Below are 17,959 nucleotides of genomic sequence, written 5' to 3'. Positions count from 1 at the left end.
TCGTTTGGATCTTGGCGCAAGGCATCGGCAGCACAGGTGAACGCCGGTGAGCGGGGTCTGGTGCGTGCAGCTGCAAGGCGGAGGAGGGAGTCGATGCGGAGCGTCGGCGAGTGACGACAACGCGGCAGATGCGCGTGCCAGGCCCCGCGTCTGCGTCATGATCCGAACGACCGGCCCTACCCGGCTGCCCGTTGCCGCAGGGCCGATCCCGAGCGGCCCTTGACGACCTCCAGCTGGGCGTGGATCCGCCGTCGCAGGTCGGCCACGTGGCTGACGATGCCGACGCTGCGGTCGCGCTCGCGCAGGGAGTCGAGGACGTCGAGCACCTCGTCGAGGGTCTGGTCGTCGAGGCTGCCGAAGCCCTCGTCGATGAAGAGGGTGTCGAGGCGCACCCCGCCCGCCTCGTCGGTGACGACGTCCGCGAGGCCGAGGGCGAGGGCGAGGGAGGCGAAGAAGGTCTCCCCGCCGGACAGCGTCGCCGTGTCGCGTTCGCGGCCGGTCCAGGCGTCGACCACGTGCAGCCCGAGGCCGCTGCGGCCGCGGCCGGTGCGGTCGTCGGAGTGGACGAGGGTGTAGCGGCCGGACGACATGCGGCGCAGCCGCACGGTCGCGGCGGCGGCGACCTGCTCCAGCCGGGCCGCCAGCACGTACGACTCCAGGCGCATCCGGCGTTCGTTGTCCGCGGAGGTGCCCGCCGCGAGTCCCGCCATGCGCGCGACCCGGTCGTACTGCTCGCGCAGCGGGGCCAGGCGGCGCACCGCGGTGCCGGCGCGGGCGGAGAGCCGGTCGAGTTCGGCGCAGCGCCGCCGGGCGGCGTCGTGGGCGGAGGCGGCCTCCCGCACTCTGCGGGCCGCCTCGTCGGCGGTCCGCTGGGCCGCGCCGAGGTCGGCGGGCGGCAGGGCGGCGGCGTCCGCGGTGTCCGCCTCGGCCAGGACGGCCCGGACGGCGGCCTCCTCGTGCTGCCAGGCGTCCAGCCGGCGCTGCAGTTCCCGGTGGGAGGCGTCGTCCAGGAGGGCGGCGGCCGCGGCCTGCGGGGTCTCGAAACCGGCCCGGAAGGCGGCGTCCGCGAGCCGGGCGTCGGCCTCCTTGAGGCGCCGGGCGCTGTCCTCGGCGGCGCGGGCGGCGTCGGCGGCGTCCTGCAGCCGTGCGGTGCGCCGCTCCAGCTGTGCCGCACGGGCCGCGACGCTGTCCAGGTCGCCCCGCGCCCGGTCCAGCTCCTCCTGGAGGGCGGCGCGTTCCCGGTCGAGGCGCTCCCGGTGCCCCACCCGCGAGGCGGACCGTACGGCGGCCTCCTGGCGGGCGGTGACGCGCCGTTCGTGCTCCAGTCCGGCCTGGCGCAGCCGCTCCTGGGCGGAGTGCAGTTCGGCGGCGGCGCCCCGGGCGTGGGCGTACTGCTCCTCCAGTTCCTCCGCCTCGGCGGCCAGCCGGGCGGTGGGTGTGTCGCCGGCCTCGGCGGTGGCGGCGGCCAGGGCCTCCCGGACGGCACCGAGGCGGCGCTCGTGCTCGGCGCGCTGCTCGTCGGCGCGCTGGTGGGCGGCGAGAGCGCGCTCTTCGGCCTCGCGGTCGACGTGCCCGGCGACCTTGCGGGCCGGGGCGGGGTGCTCGGTGGCGCCGCACACCGCGCAGGCTTCGCCGTCGGCGAGGTGCGCGGCGAGTTCGGCGGCGATGCCGGCCAGCCGCTGCTCCTTCAGCTCGAGCCAGTGCTGCTTGGCCCGCAGCGCCTCCGCCTGTGCGGTGCGGACCTGCGCGGCGGCCGCCTCCGTGTCCGCGGCGAGCCGGTCGCGCAGCCGGGCCGCCGCCAGCCGCTGCCGGGCGGGCTCGCGCCGTACGGCGAGCTGCTCGGCGAGGGCGGCGGCCTGCAGGGCGCCGTCCACACGGCTCTGGAGGGAGGTGCGGGTCTCCTCCCACTCGTCGAGCCAGGCTTCCGCCTCCTGGAGGAGGTCGGCGTCGGCGCGTTCCTGGCGGTCCAGGCCGCCGCGTTCGGCGAGGAGTTCGGTCAGCCGGTGTTCGGCGCGGCGGGCCGCGTCCAGTCCGCCCAGTTCTTCGGCGGCACGGCGGGCCGCGGTGGCGAGTCCGGCGGCTCCCGCGTCGGCGAAGCCGTCGGGCAGCAGGGCGCGGGCGCGCGCTTCGGCGGCTGCCGCGCTGCGGTGCTCGGCCTCGGCGCTCTCGCGCAGGTCCAGGGCGGGGGCGACGGACTCGGCCTTGCGGGCCCGCTCCATGAGCGACTGCGCCTCCCGGAAGGCGCCGGCGCCCTCCTCTAGCCGCGCCGCCCGCTGCCGTGCCTCGGTGAACCTGCGCTGCAGCCGGTCGAGTTCGCGTACGGTCTCCAGGGCGCTGTCGGCGGCCCGCTGCGCGGACTCGGCGGCGGCGAGCGTGCATGCGGCGACCGTGAGCTGCTCGCGGGCGGTGCTGCGGGCCACGGCGGCGGCACCCAGCACGGCCTCGGCGAGCCCGGGTTCGCCGGGGGCCAGGTCGGGCAGCTCCATGGTGTCGCCGGCGGCCTGCTGCATCCGGTGGGCGTCGGCCAGCAGGTCGGCGTCGCCGTCGCGCACCTGGGTCTCGGTGGCGCGGCGGCGTTCGGCCAGGCGCTTCTCGACGTCGGCGAAGCGGCGGGTGTCGAAGAGGCGGCCCAGCAGTTTTCCGCGGGCCTCGGCGTCGGCGCGCAGGAATCGGGCGAAGTCGCCCTGCGGCAACAGGACGACCTGGCAGAACTGCTCCCGGCTCATGCCGAGCAGCTGGGTGATCTCCTCGCCGATCTCCTGGTGGGAGCGGCTGAGGTCCTTCCAGGTCCCGGCGGGTGGGTCGTACTCGCGCAGCCAGGTCTGGGCCTTGTCGACGGTGGTGCCGGTGCCGCGCTTCTTGGGGCGTTCCCAGGGCGGCTGGCGGGTGATCCGCAGGCGGCGTCCGGCGACGGTGAGTTCGAGGCCGACCTCGGTGCGGGTCGCGGGGGCGGCGTGGTCGCTGCGCAGGCCGGTGCCCTGTCCGCTCGTCTGCCGGGCGCCCGGCACCGAGCCGTAGAGGGCGTAGCAGACGGCGTCGAGGACGGAGGTCTTGCCCGCGCCGGTCGGTCCGTGCAGCAGGAACAGCCCGGCGGCCGACAGGTCGTCGAAGTCGACGGTCTGGGTGCCGCCGAAGGGCCCGAACGCGGTGATGTCGAGCCGGTGCAGCCTCACCGGGCCACCTCCCGCACGGTGTCGTCGGCGCGCACCGCGTCGAAGGCGTCGCGCAGCACCCGCTGTTCGTGGGGATCGGGACCGGTGCCGCGCACGTGGGCGACGAAGTCCTCGGCGATCTGCTGGTCGCTGCGTCCGGCCAGGCGCCGGGCGTAGGACACCTCGGTCTCCTCGCGTTCGCGGTCGGGGTCGAAGACCAGGCTGAGGGTGTGCGGGAAGCGCTCGATGAGCCGGGCCATCGGGTCGGCCGGGCGGACGGGGTCGGTGAGCGTGGCCTCGACCCATGCCTGTTCGTGCCGGGTGAGGCCCGGGTCGGCGAGCAGGCCGTCGAGCGTGCCCCGGATGCGGGCCAGTGGTCGCGGCACGGGGCAGTCGACGCGCTCGGCGCCGACCGTGCCGTCGGCGGCCAGGTCGATCAGCCACATGCTCTTGCGGTGGTCCGCCTCGGAGAAGGAGTACGGCAGCGGGGAGCCGGAGTAGCGGATCCGGTCGGTGAGGGTCTGGCAGCCGTGCAGATGCCCGAGGGCCACGTAGTCGACGCCGTCGAAGACCGCGGCGGGCACGGCGGCCACTCCGCCGACGGTGATGTCGCGCTCGCTGTCGCTGGGTGCGCCGCCCGTGACGAAGGCGTGCGCGAGGACGACGGAGCGCGTGCCGGGGGCGCGGCCGGCCAGGTCGGCGCGGACCCGGTCCATGGCGGCGGCGAGCACGCTCTCGTGCCCGGCCTTGTCCACCCCGAACTCGTCCTTGACGAGGGCCGGTTCGAGGTAGGGCAGGCCGTAGAAGGCGACGTCCCCGTGGGTGTCGGCCAGCACCACCGGGGTGCCGGCCGCCGACGGCTCGGTGCGCAGGTGGACGCCGGCCCGGTCGATCAGCCCGGCGCCGACGCCCAGCCGGCGGGCCGAGTCGTGGTTGCCGGAGATCATGACGGTGGGCACACCGAGGGCGGCGAGCCGGTGCAGGGCGTCGTCGAACAGCTCGACCGCGGCGAGGGGCGGCACGGCCCGGTCGTACACGTCTCCCGACACGACCACCGCGTCCACGGCCCGCTCCCGCACGGTCGCGACGAGGTGCCCGACGAACTCGGCCTGGGCACCGAGCATGTTGACCCGGTGGAAGGAGCGGCCCAGGTGCCAGTCGGAAGTGTGCAGCAGTCTCATGATCCCCCGAGACTAACCGCCGGTCCTGACATCACGGGTGGTTACTCCCGTATCGCCCGTCATCAGCGGGCGCGTTCCGGCCCGTTACGCCCGCTTCGTCCGGGATGTTCAGGCGTCGCCGTACGCCTCGCCGCCCTCCTCGAAGCGGGCCGTGCCGGAGGTCACGTCGGCGAGCCAGGCACGGAAGGCGTCCAGCTCGGCGTCCGGGAGCGCGATCTCCAGGGCCACGTCCTCCGCGTACCGCACGCCGCGCACCTCGCGACCGGTGGTGCGCAGGTCGTTCTCCAGCTTCCCGGCCCGCTGGTGGTCGACGGTGACCGTGGCCAGGCGGTACCGGCGGCGGGTGCGGGTGCCGACGGCGTCCAGGGCCTCGCCGACCGCTCCGCCGTAGGCCCGGATGAGGCCGCCCGCGCCGAGCTTGACGCCGCCGAAGTAGCGGGTGACGACGGCGACCACGAAGCGCATGTCGCGGCGCAGGAGCATCTGGAGCATGGGGACGCCGGCGGTGCCGCCGGGTTCGCCGTCGTCGCCGGCCTTCTGCACCGAGGCGTCGGCGCCGATGACGTAGGCCCAGCAGTTGTGGTTGGCGTCGGCGTGCTCCTTGCGGACCGCGGCGATGAACTCCTGGGCCTCCTGCTCGGTGGCCGCCGGGGCCAGGGCGCACAGGAAGCGGGAGCGGTTGACCTCGGTCTCGTGCACGCCCGCCCGGGCGACCGTGCGGTATTCGTCCTGCATCGGGCCAGCCTATGCGTGGGGCCCGTGGTGCTTCTTCGCGCCCCGGGCCACGGTCACAGAGGTGAGCAGCGCGCTGCCGGGGGTGAGGGCGTGCCAGGCCGTGCCGTGCCAGGACAGGACGGCGACGGCCGCGGTGGGGAACTTCGTGCGCACCCTCTCCAGCGTGTCGTCCAGTCCGTCCCCGGCGAGGGCCAGGACCAGTTCCTCCAGGCCGGGGTTGTGCCCGATCAGCAGCAGCGTCTCCACGTCGTCGGGCACCTCGTGCACCACGGTCAGCAGGCCCTGGGGTGCGGCGGCGTACAGCCGCCTGTCGTGGCGGACGGGCGGGGGTGAGCCCCACTCGGCGGCGGCCAGGTCCCACGTCGCGCGGGCGCGTACGGCGGTGGAGCACAGCGCGAGGTCCGGCAGGCAGTCCGCCTCGGCCAGGACACGCCCGGCGGCGGGTGCGTCCCGGCGGCCGCGGGGGGCGAGGGGGCGTTCGTGGTCGGCGACGTCCACGGGCCAGGCGGACTTGGCGTGCCGCAGCAGGACCAGGCGGCGCAGCGGGCCTCCTCCCGCACGGGCGATCACGAGGCGGATCCCAGGCCGGCGGTGAGGTCGAGGCCGAGGAGGCGGTCGGCGTAGGCGTAGGTCTCGAAGCGGGCACCGTCCGGCACGTCGGGTCCGGTCTCCACCCGGCGCAGTACGGCCAGTGCCTCCGGCACGCCGAGGTCGTCCTCCCAGGCGCCGCGCAGCCGGCGGCGCACGTCCTCGGGCACCGGGCGCGAGGGGCTGCGGGCCCAGCGGGCGACTGCGGTGCGCCAGCGCGCGAGCGTGGCGCCCGCCTCGTCGAGAGCGGCCGGATCCAGCCGGGCGGCGGTGCGGTGGTGGCGGCTGATCAGGGCCAGGCGCAGGGCCGCGGGGTCCGGCAGGTCCGCCGGGGCGGGACCGCTCGCGGGCGCCACCGCGACGCGCGGCCCGTCCGGCGCTTCGCCGCCCTCGGGGGTGACATGGACCACCCGGGTGCCACCGAGGCCCGTGGCGGGGCCGTCCTCGAAGGGCCGCACCCCGAGGGCCGCGGCTCCCGCCCGCAGCTCCGGCCGCGGCTGCCCCTCGCCCGACGACGCCCACACCGGGGTGCCGTCGATCTCCAGGGCCCGCACGAGCAGGTCGGCCACGACCAGCACGCGCAGGTCCGTCAGGCCGGAGCCGGCGGCGTGCACCTGGACACGGGTGAGTCCGCGGCGGGCCGGGGCGGCGTCGGCGGGCTCGCCGGTACGGGCGTCGATGATGCGCAGCACAGGGCGAGCGTAGGCCGGTGGGCGGGCCGGCGCGGCGTGTTCGCGTCGGCGTGGCGGCGCCACGGCCGCGGGGGGCGCACGCGGGGCCGGCCGCAGGGTGCCGAGGAAGCGGACGCAGGTCGAGCAGATCGAGGTTCGCCCACCGGATCGCTTCGGTGGGCCATCGCGCGGGTGCGGGGAATCACCGGGCGGCCGGGGTCGTTGACCGGGGCACAGTTCTTCCGCGACTGACCCGAGGAGGTCACCGGTGTACGGCGACGAGGCAACGGTCCGCAGGATTCTCACCGGGCTCGGCGACACCTGGGCCGTGGTGGGCCTGTCGTCGAACCGGCAGCGCGCGGCGTACGGCGTGGCCGCGACGCTGCAGCGCTTCGGCAAGCGTGTCGTGCCGGTGCACCCGAAGGCGGAGGCGGTGCACGGCGAGCAGGGGTACGCCGGCCTGGCCGACATCCCCTTCGAGGTGGACGTGGTGGACGTCTTCGTGAACAGCGACCTGGCCGGCGCGGTCGCGGACGAGGCCGTCGCCAAGGGCGCGAAGGCCGTCTGGTTCCAGCTGGGCGTCGTCGACGAGGCGGCGTACGAGCGGACGCGTGCGGCGGGTCTGGAGATGGTGATGGACCGCTGCCCGGCCATCGAGATCCCCCGTCTGGGAGGCTGACTCGGCCGCCCCCGGCCCATGATCCTCGGGGGCGTTCCCGCGGCCGGGTCCGCCCCCGTGATGAGCCGCCCGCTACTGGACGGGGGCTCCGAGGCCCTCCAGGACCACCGCGCCCGGCAGTTCCGCGAAGGCCTTGCCGGGGACCAGCAGCTTGCCGCGCCGCCGGCCGCTGCCGACCAGGACGTAGGGCAGGTCGACCACGGCCGCGTCCACCAGGACGGGCCAGCCGGCGGGCAGTCCGATCGGGGTGATGCCGCCGTACTCCATGCCGGTCTCGCCGGTCGCCGTGTCCATCGCGGCGAAGGACGCCTTGCGGGCGCCCAGTTGGCGGCGCACCACGCCGTTGACGTCGACCCGGGTGGTGGACAGCACGACGCACGCGGCGAGTGAGGTGTCACCGCCCCGCTTGCCCGCGACGACCACGCAGTTCGCGGAGCGCTCCAGCAGGTCCTGCCCGTAGTGCTCGACGAACGTCGCCGTGTCGGCCCACGCGGGGTCGGTCTCGACGTAGACGATCTGATCGGCGGGGACACTGCCCCGCCAGTGGCGTACGGCGTCGGCGACCGGGGCGGTCAGCTCGTCGAGGCAGGCGGGGGCGGGTCGGGCGTCGTCGAAGTGTCCGAGGGGTGCGTGCATGGCCGCACGCTAACAACGGCGGACGGCCCGCCGCCCGGGCGTCTCAGGAGACGGGCGGCACCGAGACGGCCATGACCATCTCCAGTGGCACGTCCCCGGTGTTGCCGTAGGTGTGCGGGACGTCGGCCTCGAAGTGGACGCTGGCGCCGGCCGGCACCCGGTGCTCGGCCCCGTCGACGGTGAGGGTCAGCTCCCCCGCCGTGACGTGCAGCAGTTCCGTTGTGCCGGCGGGGTGCGGGTCGGAAGGGCTGCTCTCGCCCGGCATCAGCCGCCAGTCCCACATCTCCAGCGGCCCCGGCGCCTCGGTGCCGGCGAGCAGCCGGTTGTAGCTGCCGGCGTCGGTGTGCCAGAGCCGGACGGCTTGGTCGGCGGGGACGATGCGGACGTTCGGGCCCTGTTCGTAGTCGAGCAGGGTGGTGATGCTGACGCCCAGCGCGTCGCCGATCTTCACGACGGTGCCCAGGCTGGGGTTGGTGCGGGCCTGCTCGATCTGGATGAGCATGCCGCGGCTGACTCCTGCGCGGGCGGCGAGCACGTCCAGCGTGAAGCCGCGTACCGCGCGCCAGTGCTTGACGCTGCGCGCCAGGGACTGGGTCAGCAGCTCGAGGTCCGACACGTTCCGTCCAATATTCTGTATGACACAGTGCAGTGAGTTGCACTATGGTGTGGTTGACCTGTTCGTTCACTGAACTGTACTGCGAGGCATCCGTCCCATGACAGCGCTCTTCGCCCTGGCCACCAGCCTGCTCTGGGGCCTGGCCGACTTCGGCGGCGGACTGCTGACCCGCCGCACGCCCGCGCTCACCGTGGTCGTGGCCTCGCAGTCGATCGCGGTCGCCGTCCTCGGCGCGATCGTCGTGGCGACCGGCGGCTGGAGCGAGGCCGGACCGCAGCTGTGGTTCGCCGTGGCCGCCGGTCTGGTCGGGCCGGTGGCGATGCTGGCCTTCTACAAGGCCCTGGCGCTCGGGCCGATGGGCGTGGTCTCACCGCTGGGGTCGATCGGCGTGGCCGTACCGGTGGGCGTGGGCCTGGTCCTGGGCGAACGCCCCGGCCTGCTGCAGTTCGCCGGCATCCTCGTCGCCGTCGCCGGGATCTGCCTCGCCGGCGGGCCGCAGTTCCGCGGCGCGCCCGTGCAGCGCCAGGCGATCGTGCTGACCCTGGTCGCGGCGTTCGGCTTCGGCGCCGTGATGGCCCTGATCGCCGAGGCGTCGAGCACCCTGACCGGGCTGTTCCTGGCGCTGTTCGTGCAGCGGGTGACCAACGTGGCCGCGGGCGGGGCGGCCCTGTACGTCTCGGTGCGGCGCGGCGCCCCCGCGCTGCCGGCGGAGGGCTTCCCGTGGCGCTCCCTGCCCGCCCTGGCCTTCGTGGGCCTGGCGGACGTCGCCGCGAACGGCACCTACTCGATCGCCGCCCAGCAGGGCCCGGTCACGGTGGCGGCCGTGCTCGCCTCGCTCTACCCGGTGGTGACGGCGGTGGCCGCGCGCGGCGTGCTGCGCGAGCGGCTGCGGGGGGTCCAGGCGGCGGGTGCCGGGCTGGCCCTGGTGGGTACGGTCCTGCTGGCCTCGGGCTGAGCCCCGGGCCGGGGGGCGTGCCCGGCGGCTCAGGGTCCCGGTTCCAGCTCCGCCAGCCCGGACCCCGCCTCCTCGTCCAGCCGGGCCAGCCGGGCCGCGGTCTCCTCGTCCAGTTCCGACAGTGCCCGCAGCTGCTCGGGCGTGACCCCTTCCGGGATGGGCACCGGCGGCGGGGTGCGCAGCGGCGGCTGCCAGCCGTCGGCGGGTGTCCAGCGGCGTACGACGCGGGCCGGCGCGCCCGCCACGACGGAGTGGTCGGGGACCGCGCCCCGCACGACCGCGCCCGCGGCGACCACCACGTTCCGCCCGATCCGGGCACCGGGCAGGATCACCGCGCCGGTGCCGATCCAGCAGCCGGGCCCGATCTCCACCGGCTCCATGCGCGGCCACTGCTTGCCGATCGGCTGGTGCGGGTCGTCGTAGGAGTGGTTCGTGGAGGTGACGTAGACGTAGGGGCCGAAGTAGCAGTCGCTGCCGATGGTGACCGTCGTGTCGGCGATGACGTGGCTGCCGCGGCCCAGGACCACGCCGTCGCCGATCCGCAGGATCGGATCGGGTCCGAGGTCGAGGTCGGGCATCAGGCCCGCGGTGAGGGTGACCTGCTCGCCGATGATGCAGTGGGAGCCGAGACGGATCCACGGCTCACCGAAGACCGTGCCGAGCGGGAAGGCGAGCCTGGTACCGGTTCCCATGGCGCCGAAGCGGTACCGGCCGGGGTGCTCGGCGGTCACGGAGGCCGTCCGCTGCAACCAGGCCCAGCCCGCGTGGACGGCGCGCTGCGTCAGGCCCCGCCGCCAGGATGAGAACGTGTTCTTGCGCTTCGGCACGGAAGTCACCGTACTCAGCCGGGCGAGCGCCCATGAGGGAGAGGGCCTGTGATCTTCGCCCCACGGCGTGGGCTACGGTGCGGATCATCGACGACGTCAGTGGAGGCGGGCATGGGACAGCGGGCGATGATCACGGGGATCGGCGGCCGGGAGCCGGAGATCGACGGGACGGCGTTCGTGGCGCCGACGGCCTCCGTCATCGGCGGTGTCACCCTGGGCGCCGGGGCGAGCGTCTGGTACGGGGCCGTGGTGCGCGGCGACGTGGAGGCGATCTCCGTCGGGGCGAGCAGCAACGTCCAGGACAACTGCACCCTCCACGCCGACCCGGGGTTCCCGGTGCGGATCGGTGAGCGGGTCAGCATCGGCCACAACGCGGTGGTGCACGGGGCGACCGTCGAGGACGACTGCCTGATCGGCATGGGGGCGACGGTCCTGAACGGCGCGGTGATCGGGGCGGGTTCCCTCGTCGCCGCGCAGGCGCTGGTGCCCCAGGGGATGGTCGTGCCGCCCGGCTCGCTCGTGGCCGGGGTGCCCGCGAAGGTGCGGCGTGAGCTCTCGGACGAGGAGCGGCAGGGCGTCACCCTCAACGGCACGATGTACGCCGAGCTCGCGAAGGCGCACCGGGACGCGCACACGTAGGGCGTCGGCGGGAGCGACGCTCCCCCCGGGGGCCGGTCGGCCTCGCGCCCCTAGGAGGTCTGCGCCCCGGTCGCTTCCAGGTGCCGGCCGGCCTTCTTGGCCTTGCGCTTGAGGACCAGCATGGAGGTCAGGCCCACCAGGACCGCCGCCACCAGGCCCAGCCACGAGAAGCGCTTCAGCCACGACTCGGCGACGATGCCGACGTAGTAGATGACGGCCGTCGTGCCGCCGGCCCAGAGGATGCCGCCGAGGACGTTGGCGAGGGCGAACTTCCAGTACGGCATGCGCAGGACGCCCGCGAGGGGGCCGGCGAAGATGCGCAGGAGGGCGACGAAGCGGCCGAAGAAGACCGCCCACATGCCCCACTTCTCGAAGGACCGCTCGGCGGTGGCGATGTGGCCCTCGCTGAAGTGCCGGGGGAACTTCCTGCCCAGCCAGGCCAGCAGGGGCCGTCCGCCCTTGCGGCCGATGGCGTAGCCGATCGAGTCGCCGATGATCGCCCCGGCCGTGGCGCAGGCGCCGAGGACGACGGGGTCGATGTCGCCGTGCTGGGAGGCGAGCAGCGCGGACGAGACCAGGATGATCTCGCCCGGCAGCGGGATGCCCAGGCTTTCCAGGCCGATGACCACGCCCACCAGCGCGTAGACGGCGACCGCGGGTACGGTTTCGAGCCACTCCTGGACGTGCAACGCCGGTTCCTTTCCCTGAGCCTCCCTGCGTGCCCGGGAAGCCTACCGGCTGGGAGGACGTCCCTCGTGCCTCAGGCGTTCCAGCTCCACTCGGCGATGTACGCGGCCAGGGAACCGGATACACGGCTCACGGATGTGGCACGACCGCGCGAACCGGACAGCGGGACAGCGCACAGGGGCGGGCGCGGGGCCGGCGGACGCAAATCGCGGGCGCGGGGCCGGCGGACGACGCAGGGCCGATGCACCAGGCGCGGCCAGGGCCACCCGGGCGGACGCTCCTCCCGGTCCGGCGCGCGACGCACGAGAGCCCCGGCACGGGGCCGGGGCCCGGACGTCGTGCCGACGGGACGCTCAGCCGTTGGGCCGCAGGGTCCACACCACGGTCATCTCCCCGGTCACGGCGCCGTCGGCGCGCCGGATGGCGATGGCGACCGGGAACTCGGGCCGCTCACCGGCGTCGAGTTCGGCGACGACCTCGGCGGCCGGGCGGCCGAGGGTGGCCGTGGCCGTGACGGCGCCCATCGCGAGCTTCTTGTAGGCGATCTCGGCGCTGACGGCCAGCGGCACGGCGCGCGCGAGCTGGTCCCCGAACGCGGCCAGCACGATCGCCCCGCTCGCGGACTCGCCCAGCGTGAACATCGCGCCGGCGTGCGGGCCGCCCACGTGGTTGTGGAACTCGCCCTGGTCCGGCAGGGAGACGACCGCCCGCTCCGGCGAGGTCTCGAGGAACTCGAGGTTCAGGGTCCGGGCCATGGGCACCGTGGCGGCGAGCATCTCGCCGATGGACATCTGGTCTGCGCTCATGACCGCATGTTACTCACGAGTAGACTCGTCTGACCAGGCCCGTGTGAGCACCGCCGCACACGCCGCCGCCGCACGTCCCGCACGTTTCCGCCCCCGGGTTGCTACGTCCCCGTCCACGGGCGGTGACCGAATCGTGTCCGAAGCGCGGCTAGGGTGACTGCCCATGTGGCCAGGACAGCAGCCGCCCGGGGGCGAGCAGAACCCGCAGACGAACAACCCCTACCAGCAGCCGGGGTACCAGCAGCCGAATCCGTATCAGCAGCCGGGCTACCAGCAGCCCAACCCCTACGGACAGCAGCCGCAGTGGGGCACGCCCGCGCCGGCGGGTGCACCGCAGCCGCCGCAGGGCGGTGGCGGGAACCGGACCAAGCTCGTCGCGATCATCGCGGCGACGGCGGTCGTGGTGGCCGCCGGGGTCACCGGCTTCCTGGTGCTGGGCGGCGACAAGGACGACACCGCGGACGGGACGAACGGCAAGAAGAAGCCGTCCCCGACCGCCTCCGAGGACCCCTCGGCCGACCCGAGCGCCTCGGGCGGCGGGGACAACCCGCGCGGCGGCGGGCCGGAGAAGGCGACCGTTCCCGGCTGGAAGGTCGTCGTCAACCCGCGGTTCGGCACCAAGTTCGACGTGCCCTCCGACTGGGAGATCGAGACCCCCGACACCAGCGTGGGCTTCGAGTGGGAGAAGAAGGACGGCGAGCTGGACCGCACCACCGTCACCGCCCCGGCGTACTTCAAGTCCAAGTGGTGCACGAGCGACGACGACAAGGACGGCCGCGACGAGGACACCGCGCTGGCCGTCGCGGGCACCCGCGGTGAGAACGGCGCGAAGAACACGGACATGGCGGCCGAGACCCGCGTCCCGTGGTGGATCTTCGGCGGCTACACCCAGCCCGACAAGAAGAGCGTCAAGTACACCAAGCCCAAGCCGTACACCACCAAGTCGGGCATCAAGGGCAGCGTCGCGACGGCGCGCTCGGAGAACACCCCGCAGAACGGCAAGTGCGACAGCGAGGGCAAGGCGATCACCTTCGCCTTCAAGAACGGCGCCGGCGACTTCGTGACGTGGAACCTGTACGGGGCCAAGGGCGTCAAGGACGAGCTGCCCGAGGCGACCGTCCAGAAGATCCTGAGCACGGTGCGCCTCACCGAGGAAGCGCCCACGGAGTCCTGACCGGGCGGGGCCGGCCCGCGCCGTTTTGGCAAGCCGGCCCCTTCCCGTGGATAGTCACGGGGTGCCGATCACCCTCTCGCGCCGCCCCGCCTGGGCGGGCCGCAACTACTCCCTGCTGACCGCCGCCGCGGTCGTCACCAGCCTGGGCAGCAACGGCGCCCTCGTCGCCGCGGCCTTCGCCGTCCTCGAAGCGGGCGGTGACGGCGGCGACGTCGGACTGGTGGCGGCGGCGCGGACACTGCCGCTGGTGCTGTTCCTGCTGATCGGCGGCGCCGTCGCCGACCGGCTGCCCCGGCACCGCGTGATGGTCGCGGCCAACGCCCTGAACTGCCTGTCGCAGGCCGTGTTCGCCGTTCTCGTGCTGACCGGCGACCCCCTGCTGTGGCAGATGATGCTGCTGGCCGCCCTCGGCGGCACCGGTCAGGCCTTCTTCGGCCCGGCCGCCGAGGGCATGCTGATGTCCTCGGTCCAGGGCGAGCAGGCGGGCCGCGCCTTCGCGGTGTTCCGGATGGCGATGCAGGGAGCCGGCCTCGGCGGGGCCGCGCTGGGCGGCGCCATGGTCGCCGCGATGGGTCCGGGCTGGGTGCTGGCCGCGGACGCGGCAGCGTTCGCCGTCGCCGGGGCGCTGCGGGCCTTCCTCGACGTGGGGCACATACCGCCCCGGGCGCCGGGCGGCGGCCTGCTCTCCGATCTGCGCGAGGGCTGGCGGGAGTTCGCCGGCCGGCCCTGGCTGTGGGGCATCGTCGTGCAGTTCTCCGTCGCCAACGCCGTGGTCGCCGCCGCCGACGCCGTCTACGGCCCCCTGGTCGCCCGCGACCACCTGGGCGGGGCGGGCCCCTGGGGTCTGGCCCTGGGCGCGTTCGGCGCGGGCACCGTCGCCGGCGCCCTGCTGATGACCCGCTGGAAGCCGCGCCGGCTGCTGCTGGCCGGGACCCTGTGCGTGTTCCCCCTGGCGCTGCCCTCGGCCGCCCTGGCCGTCCCGGTGCCGATCGGCGTGCTGTTCGCGGTGATGTTCGTCGCCGGGGCGACGGTCGAGGTGTTCGGCGTCTCCTGGATGACGGCCCTGCACCAGGAGATCCCGGAGGCGAAGCTCTCGCGGGTCTCGGCGTACGACTGGTTCGGCTCCGTGGCGTTCGTGCCCCTGGCCACCGCCGCGGCCGGACCGGCCGAGGACGCCTTCGGCCGCACCGCGGCCCTGTGGGGCTGCGCCGGCCTGGTGGTCCTGGTCACGGCGGCCGTGCTGTGCGTGCCGGACGTGCGCAACCTGCGCCGCAGGACCACACCGGTGGCGAAGGGCGTCACCGGTGAGGCCGCCGGAAAGCCGTCAGCCGATGCCGAACGCCCCGTCGGGGGGCTCGGGTGACGGGACGGCGTCCTCGTCCCGCACGGGCCGCGCGGCACCGGTGAACTCCCGCAGCGCGGCGCCGTGCACCACCCGGGCCGGGAAGGCGTCGGCGGCGGCGAGCCGGGCCAGGGCGGCGACGTCGACGGGCGCGTGCGCGGCGACGAGCACCGCGTTCCCGAACCGCCGCCCGCGCAGCACCCCGGGTTCGGCGATCAGCACGATCTCCTCGAAGGCGGTCGCCAGGGTGGCGAGTTGGGAGCGCAGGAAGGCGAAGGGCGCCGCGTCGGGCAGATTGGCGAGGTAGACCCCGCTGCCCCGCAGCACGCGGGCGGCCTCGCCGACATGGCCCACCGAGGTGAGGTGAGCGGGGACCCGGGAGCCGCCGAACACGTCGGCGACCACGACGTCGGCCGAGTCGCCGGGCGCCTCCTCCAGCCAGCGCCGCGCGTCCGCCGCGTGGAGTGTCACCCGGGCCCCCTCGGGGAGCGGCAGGTGCTCGGCGACCAGTTCCAGCAGTGCCCTGTCGGCCTCGACGACGTCCTGCCGTGAGCCGGGGCGCGTGACGCACAGGTACCGGGGCAGGGTGAGCGCCCCGCCCCCGAGGTGCACCACGTCCAGCGCCCGCCCCGGCTCGGCCACGACGTCCAGCGCGTGCCCGAGCCGGCGCGCGTACTCGAACTCCAGGTGCGCCGGGTCGTCCAGGTCGACGTACGACTGGGGCGCCCCGTCGACCGTGAGCAGCCAGGCCCGCTCCCGGTCGACGTCGGGCATGAGCTTGGCGAACCCGTGATCGACGGGCCGGGCGACGGGGAGGGCTTCGTTCACCCCTCGATTGTGCCGGGGGCGGGCACGCGGGCGGGGCGGGGGCTGCGCCCCCGTGCGGTGGCTCCGCACGGGGGCGGCCCGTGGCGCGGTCCCGCGCCGCTCAGCCCACCGTGGTCACGGTCCCCGCCCCCACGGTCCTGCCGCCCTCGCGGACGGCGAACCCGAGGCCCGCCTCCAGCGGCACGTCCCGCCCCAGTTCCACGCTCATGACGACGGTGTCCCCGGGCCGGGCCACCGCCCGCTCGCCGAGGTCGACGACCCCGACCACGTCCGCGGTGCGGAGGTAGAACTGCGGCCGGTACCCGGTGGCGACGGGCGTGGTCCGCCCGCCCTCCCGGGCGGACAGCACGTACACCTGGGCGGTGAAGCGGCGGCCGGGCGCCACGCTCCCCGGCGCGGCCACCACGTGCCCCCGCCGGACGGCGTCCCGCGGCACACCCCGCAGCAGCAGCGCCACGCTGTCCCCGGCCTGCGCCTCCTCCATGGGCTTGCCGAAGGTCTCCAGCCCGGTCACCACGGTCTCCACACCGGCCCCGAGCACCTCCACCCGGTCGCCCGCGCGCACCACGCCCCGCTCGACGGCCCCGGTCACCACGGTGCCCCGGCCGGTGATGGTGAGCACGTTCTCGACGGGCATCAGGAACGGCGCGTCCACGTACCGCTCGGGCATCGGCACGTACGTGTCGACCGCGTCGAGCAGGGCCTCGACCGACGCCGTCCACCGCGGGTCGCCCTCCAGCGCCTTCAGCCCGGAGACCCGGACGACGGGCACCGAGTCGCCGCCGTAGCCGTGCGCGGTGAGCAGGTCGCGGACCTCCAGCTCGACCAGGTCGGTCAGCTCCTCGTCGCCCGCGTCGGCCTTGTTGAGGGCGACGACGATGTGGTCGACGCCCACCTGCCGGGCGAGCAGGACGTGTTCGGCGGTCTGCGGCATGATCCCGTCGAGCGCGGAGACCACGAGGATCGCCCCGTCGAGCTGGGCGGCGCCGGTGACCATGTTCTTGACGTAGTCGGCGTGCCCCGGCATGTCGACGTGGGCGTAGTGCCGGGTGTCGGTCTCGTACTCGACGTGCGCGATGTCGATGGTGATGCCGCGCGCCGCCTCCTCGGGCGCCCGGTCGATCCGGTCGAGCGGCACGAACGCGCCGGTGCCGCGGTCGGCGAGGACCTTGGTGATCGCGGCGGTCAGGGTCGTCTTGCCGTGGTCGACGTGGCCCATGGTGCCGATGTTGAGATGCTGTTTCGTGCGGATGTAGGCCGTTTTGGGCATGGCTGTACCTCGAAGCGTCTGGCCGGGGGCGCGGTGCGCGCGTCGGCGAAAAGAAAAAATCCGGGACCCCGAGGCGCTGCCCGACCCTCCCCTCGCGGGGCCCGCCGGACGAACCGGGGAGGGTCAGCTTCGGGCGCCGTCCGCGACGGCCGCGACAGTGACGACGGCAGCCTTCGGAGCGCCCTTGACCAGGGCTGCAGCGAGAGCGAAGGCGTGCCGGAACATGGGGTCGATCCTCGCCGACAACACCCCGCGCGTCGAATGGTTTTCCCCCGGCCCGGGCACGGCGCGCCCCCGGGGTCCTGTGACGCTCGTGAGACGAACCATACGGCGATCACACACATTTGTCGGTTAGTGTCACCGGATGCTCGATGCCACCACCCGCTCTGGGGGCACCGCAACGGCCTCTCCCCGGGCCACCACCGCGGAACTCGCCGTCGCCGCTCCCCGGGCCACGACCGCCCCGTCCACCGCACCCTCCGGTTTCGCCGCCCGCTGCACCAGAGTGCTGTTCTCCCCGTGGTCGAGGCTGTCCCTGCTCGTGGCGCTGCTCGGCGCCGGCGCCGGCGCGGTGCTGCTGTTCGAGCCGCAGCGGCTGCTGACGGAGGGCTGGCCGCCCTACATCGGCGGCGCCATGGCGGCCGTGGTGTTCGCGGCCGCGTACGGCGTGTGCACCGTGGCGTTCGTGCCGAGGCCGCTGCTCAACCTCGCGGCGGGTGCCCTGTTCGGGTCGCAGCTCGGTCTCGGGGTGGCCCTGTCGGGCACGGTGCTGGGCGCGGGGATCGCCTTCTGCCTGGGCCGGGCGCTCGGCCAGGACGCCCTGCGGCCGCTGCTGCGGGGGCGCTGGCTGAAGGCCGCCGACGGCCAGCTCAGCCGGCACGGCTTCCGCTCGATGCTGGCGGTGCGGCTCTTCCCGGGTGTGCCGTTCTGGGCGTCGAACTACTGTGCCGCCGTCTCCCGGATGGGCCTGGCGCCCTTCCTGCTGGCGACGGCCCTCGGCTCGATCCCGAACACCGCGGCCTACGCCGTCGCCGGTGCCCGCGCCTCGACGCCGACCTCCCCGGCCTTCCTGATCGCCCTGGCCTGCATCGCCCTGCCGGCGCTGGCGGGCGTGGTGGTGGCCTGGCGCAAGCGGCACCGCCTGCGCCGGCTCTGACCGCGCCTCAGCCGGCC

The 17,959-nt window shown here is 74.8% G+C and carries 18 protein-coding genes; 6 read left to right on the top strand and 12 right to left on the bottom strand.

The annotated features are described in order from the left end of the window. Nucleotides 1-176 precede the first annotated feature (176 nt). The 5 genes from ACFYWG_RS05885 to ACFYWG_RS05865 all read right to left on the bottom strand — a co-directional run bounded on the left by ACFYWG_RS05885 (nt 177) and on the right by ACFYWG_RS05865 (nt 6,348). Nucleotides 177-3,173: an AAA family ATPase gene (locus tag ACFYWG_RS05885; RefSeq protein WP_389199574.1), complete on the bottom strand. Its 2,997-nt coding sequence runs from the start codon at nt 3,171-3,173 to the stop codon at nt 177-179. After that, complete coding sequence (locus ACFYWG_RS05880) at nt 3,170-4,333, bottom strand: exonuclease SbcCD subunit D (RefSeq protein ID WP_389199572.1); 1,164 nt, start codon at nt 4,331-4,333, stop codon at nt 3,170-3,172. Before ACFYWG_RS05880 ends, ACFYWG_RS05885 begins: the two co-directional genes overlap by 4 nt. 108 nt (nt 4,334-4,441) lie before the next feature. Further along, the gene (locus ACFYWG_RS05875; protein ID WP_389199570.1) at nt 4,442-5,068 is read right to left on the bottom strand and encodes a YigZ family protein; all 627 of its coding nucleotides are present in this window, start codon (nt 5,066-5,068) and stop codon (nt 4,442-4,444) included. A gap of 9 nt (nt 5,069-5,077) precedes the next feature. Next, on the bottom strand, nt 5,078-5,638 hold the full coding sequence (locus ACFYWG_RS05870; protein WP_389199568.1) for a SixA phosphatase family protein: 561 nt from the start codon (nt 5,636-5,638) through the stop codon (nt 5,078-5,080). Then, complete coding sequence (locus ACFYWG_RS05865; RefSeq protein ID WP_389199566.1) at nt 5,635-6,348, bottom strand: hypothetical protein; 714 nt, start codon at nt 6,346-6,348, stop codon at nt 5,635-5,637. The genes ACFYWG_RS05870 and ACFYWG_RS05865 overlap by 4 nt, the downstream gene beginning before the upstream one ends. 247 nt (nt 6,349-6,595) lie before the next feature. Here ACFYWG_RS05865 and ACFYWG_RS05860 point away from each other — a divergent pair, with 247 nt between their 5' ends. Continuing rightward, entirely contained in the window at nt 6,596-7,006 is a 411-nt protein-coding gene (locus tag ACFYWG_RS05860) for a CoA-binding protein (protein WP_389199564.1), read from the top strand. Between the two features lie 72 nt (nt 7,007-7,078). On the opposite strand, the gene ACFYWG_RS05855 is transcribed toward ACFYWG_RS05860, so the two are convergent. Both ACFYWG_RS05855 and ACFYWG_RS05850 read right to left on the bottom strand, forming a co-directional pair. Beyond that, nucleotides 7,079-7,642: a YbaK/EbsC family protein gene (locus tag ACFYWG_RS05855; RefSeq protein WP_385421081.1), complete on the bottom strand. Its 564-nt coding sequence runs from the start codon at nt 7,640-7,642 to the stop codon at nt 7,079-7,081. A gap of 43 nt (nt 7,643-7,685) precedes the next feature. Next, nucleotides 7,686-8,258, bottom strand: a complete 573-nt coding sequence (locus ACFYWG_RS05850) for a helix-turn-helix domain-containing protein (RefSeq protein ID WP_376326121.1) — start codon at nt 8,256-8,258, stop codon at nt 7,686-7,688. Between the two features lie 97 nt (nt 8,259-8,355). Between ACFYWG_RS05850 and ACFYWG_RS05845 the strand changes: the two genes are divergently transcribed. Continuing rightward, nucleotides 8,356-9,213 (top strand): EamA family transporter, encoded by an 858-nt coding sequence (locus ACFYWG_RS05845; protein WP_389199561.1) that lies wholly within the window; start codon nt 8,356-8,358, stop codon nt 9,211-9,213. A gap of 29 nt (nt 9,214-9,242) precedes the next feature. Here the strand turns inward: ACFYWG_RS05845 and ACFYWG_RS05840 are convergent, their stop codons facing one another. Continuing rightward, nucleotides 9,243-10,040, bottom strand: a complete 798-nt coding sequence (locus tag ACFYWG_RS05840) for an acyltransferase (protein WP_389199559.1) — start codon at nt 10,038-10,040, stop codon at nt 9,243-9,245. 111 nt (nt 10,041-10,151) lie between these two features. Here ACFYWG_RS05840 and ACFYWG_RS05835 point away from each other — a divergent pair, with 111 nt between their 5' ends. Next, a complete protein-coding gene (locus ACFYWG_RS05835) occupies nt 10,152-10,679 on the top strand; it encodes a gamma carbonic anhydrase family protein (protein WP_389199556.1) in 528 nt (175 codons plus the stop codon). A gap of 50 nt (nt 10,680-10,729) precedes the next feature. Here ACFYWG_RS05835 and ACFYWG_RS05830 read toward each other — a convergent pair whose 3' ends face one another. After that, entirely contained in the window at nt 10,730-11,368 is a 639-nt protein-coding gene (locus tag ACFYWG_RS05830; RefSeq protein ID WP_383501216.1) for a DedA family protein, read from the bottom strand. Nucleotides 11,369-11,719: 351 nt separating this feature from the next. Then, nucleotides 11,720-12,157, bottom strand: coding sequence for a DUF4442 domain-containing protein (locus tag ACFYWG_RS05825; protein ID WP_385421116.1), 438 nt, complete (start codon nt 12,155-12,157; stop codon nt 11,720-11,722). A 178-nt stretch (nt 12,158-12,335) separates the two neighbouring features. On the opposite strand from ACFYWG_RS05825, the gene ACFYWG_RS05820 reads away from it, so the two are divergent. Both ACFYWG_RS05820 and ACFYWG_RS05815 read left to right on the top strand, forming a co-directional pair. Continuing rightward, complete coding sequence (locus tag ACFYWG_RS05820) at nt 12,336-13,346, top strand: hypothetical protein (RefSeq protein WP_376326113.1); 1,011 nt, start codon at nt 12,336-12,338, stop codon at nt 13,344-13,346. A gap of 25 nt (nt 13,347-13,371) precedes the next feature. Beyond that, nucleotides 13,372-14,709, top strand: a complete 1,338-nt coding sequence (locus ACFYWG_RS05815; protein ID WP_389199553.1) for an MFS transporter — start codon at nt 13,372-13,374, stop codon at nt 14,707-14,709. On the opposite strand, the gene ACFYWG_RS05810 is transcribed toward ACFYWG_RS05815, so the two are convergent. Together ACFYWG_RS05810 and tuf are read right to left on the bottom strand one after the other, a co-directional pair. Beyond that, nucleotides 14,671-15,516 carry a spermidine synthase gene (locus ACFYWG_RS05810; protein ID WP_383501210.1) on the bottom strand — a complete coding sequence of 282 codons (846 nt, stop codon included), beginning with the start codon at nt 15,514-15,516 and terminating at the stop codon, nt 14,671-14,673. The two genes, ACFYWG_RS05815 and ACFYWG_RS05810, sit on opposite strands and share 39 nt — an antisense overlap. A gap of 100 nt (nt 15,517-15,616) precedes the next feature. Beyond that, nucleotides 15,617-16,786 (bottom strand): elongation factor Tu, encoded by a 1,170-nt coding sequence (gene tuf / locus ACFYWG_RS05805; RefSeq protein ID WP_389199550.1) that lies wholly within the window; start codon nt 16,784-16,786, stop codon nt 15,617-15,619. 364 nt (nt 16,787-17,150) lie between these two features. On the opposite strand from tuf, the gene ACFYWG_RS05800 reads away from it, so the two are divergent. Continuing rightward, a complete protein-coding gene (locus ACFYWG_RS05800; protein WP_389199548.1) occupies nt 17,151-17,942 on the top strand; it encodes a TVP38/TMEM64 family protein in 792 nt (263 codons plus the stop codon). The last annotated feature ends 17 nt before the right edge of the window (nt 17,943-17,959 follow it).

This window comes from Streptomyces sp. NPDC003456, from assembly GCF_042878735.1.
Taxonomy (GTDB): domain Bacteria; phylum Actinomycetota; class Actinomycetes; order Streptomycetales; family Streptomycetaceae; genus Streptomyces.
The sequence above is the reverse complement of the archived record's forward strand: the minus strand, read 5'-3'. Positions and strand labels throughout refer to the sequence as shown.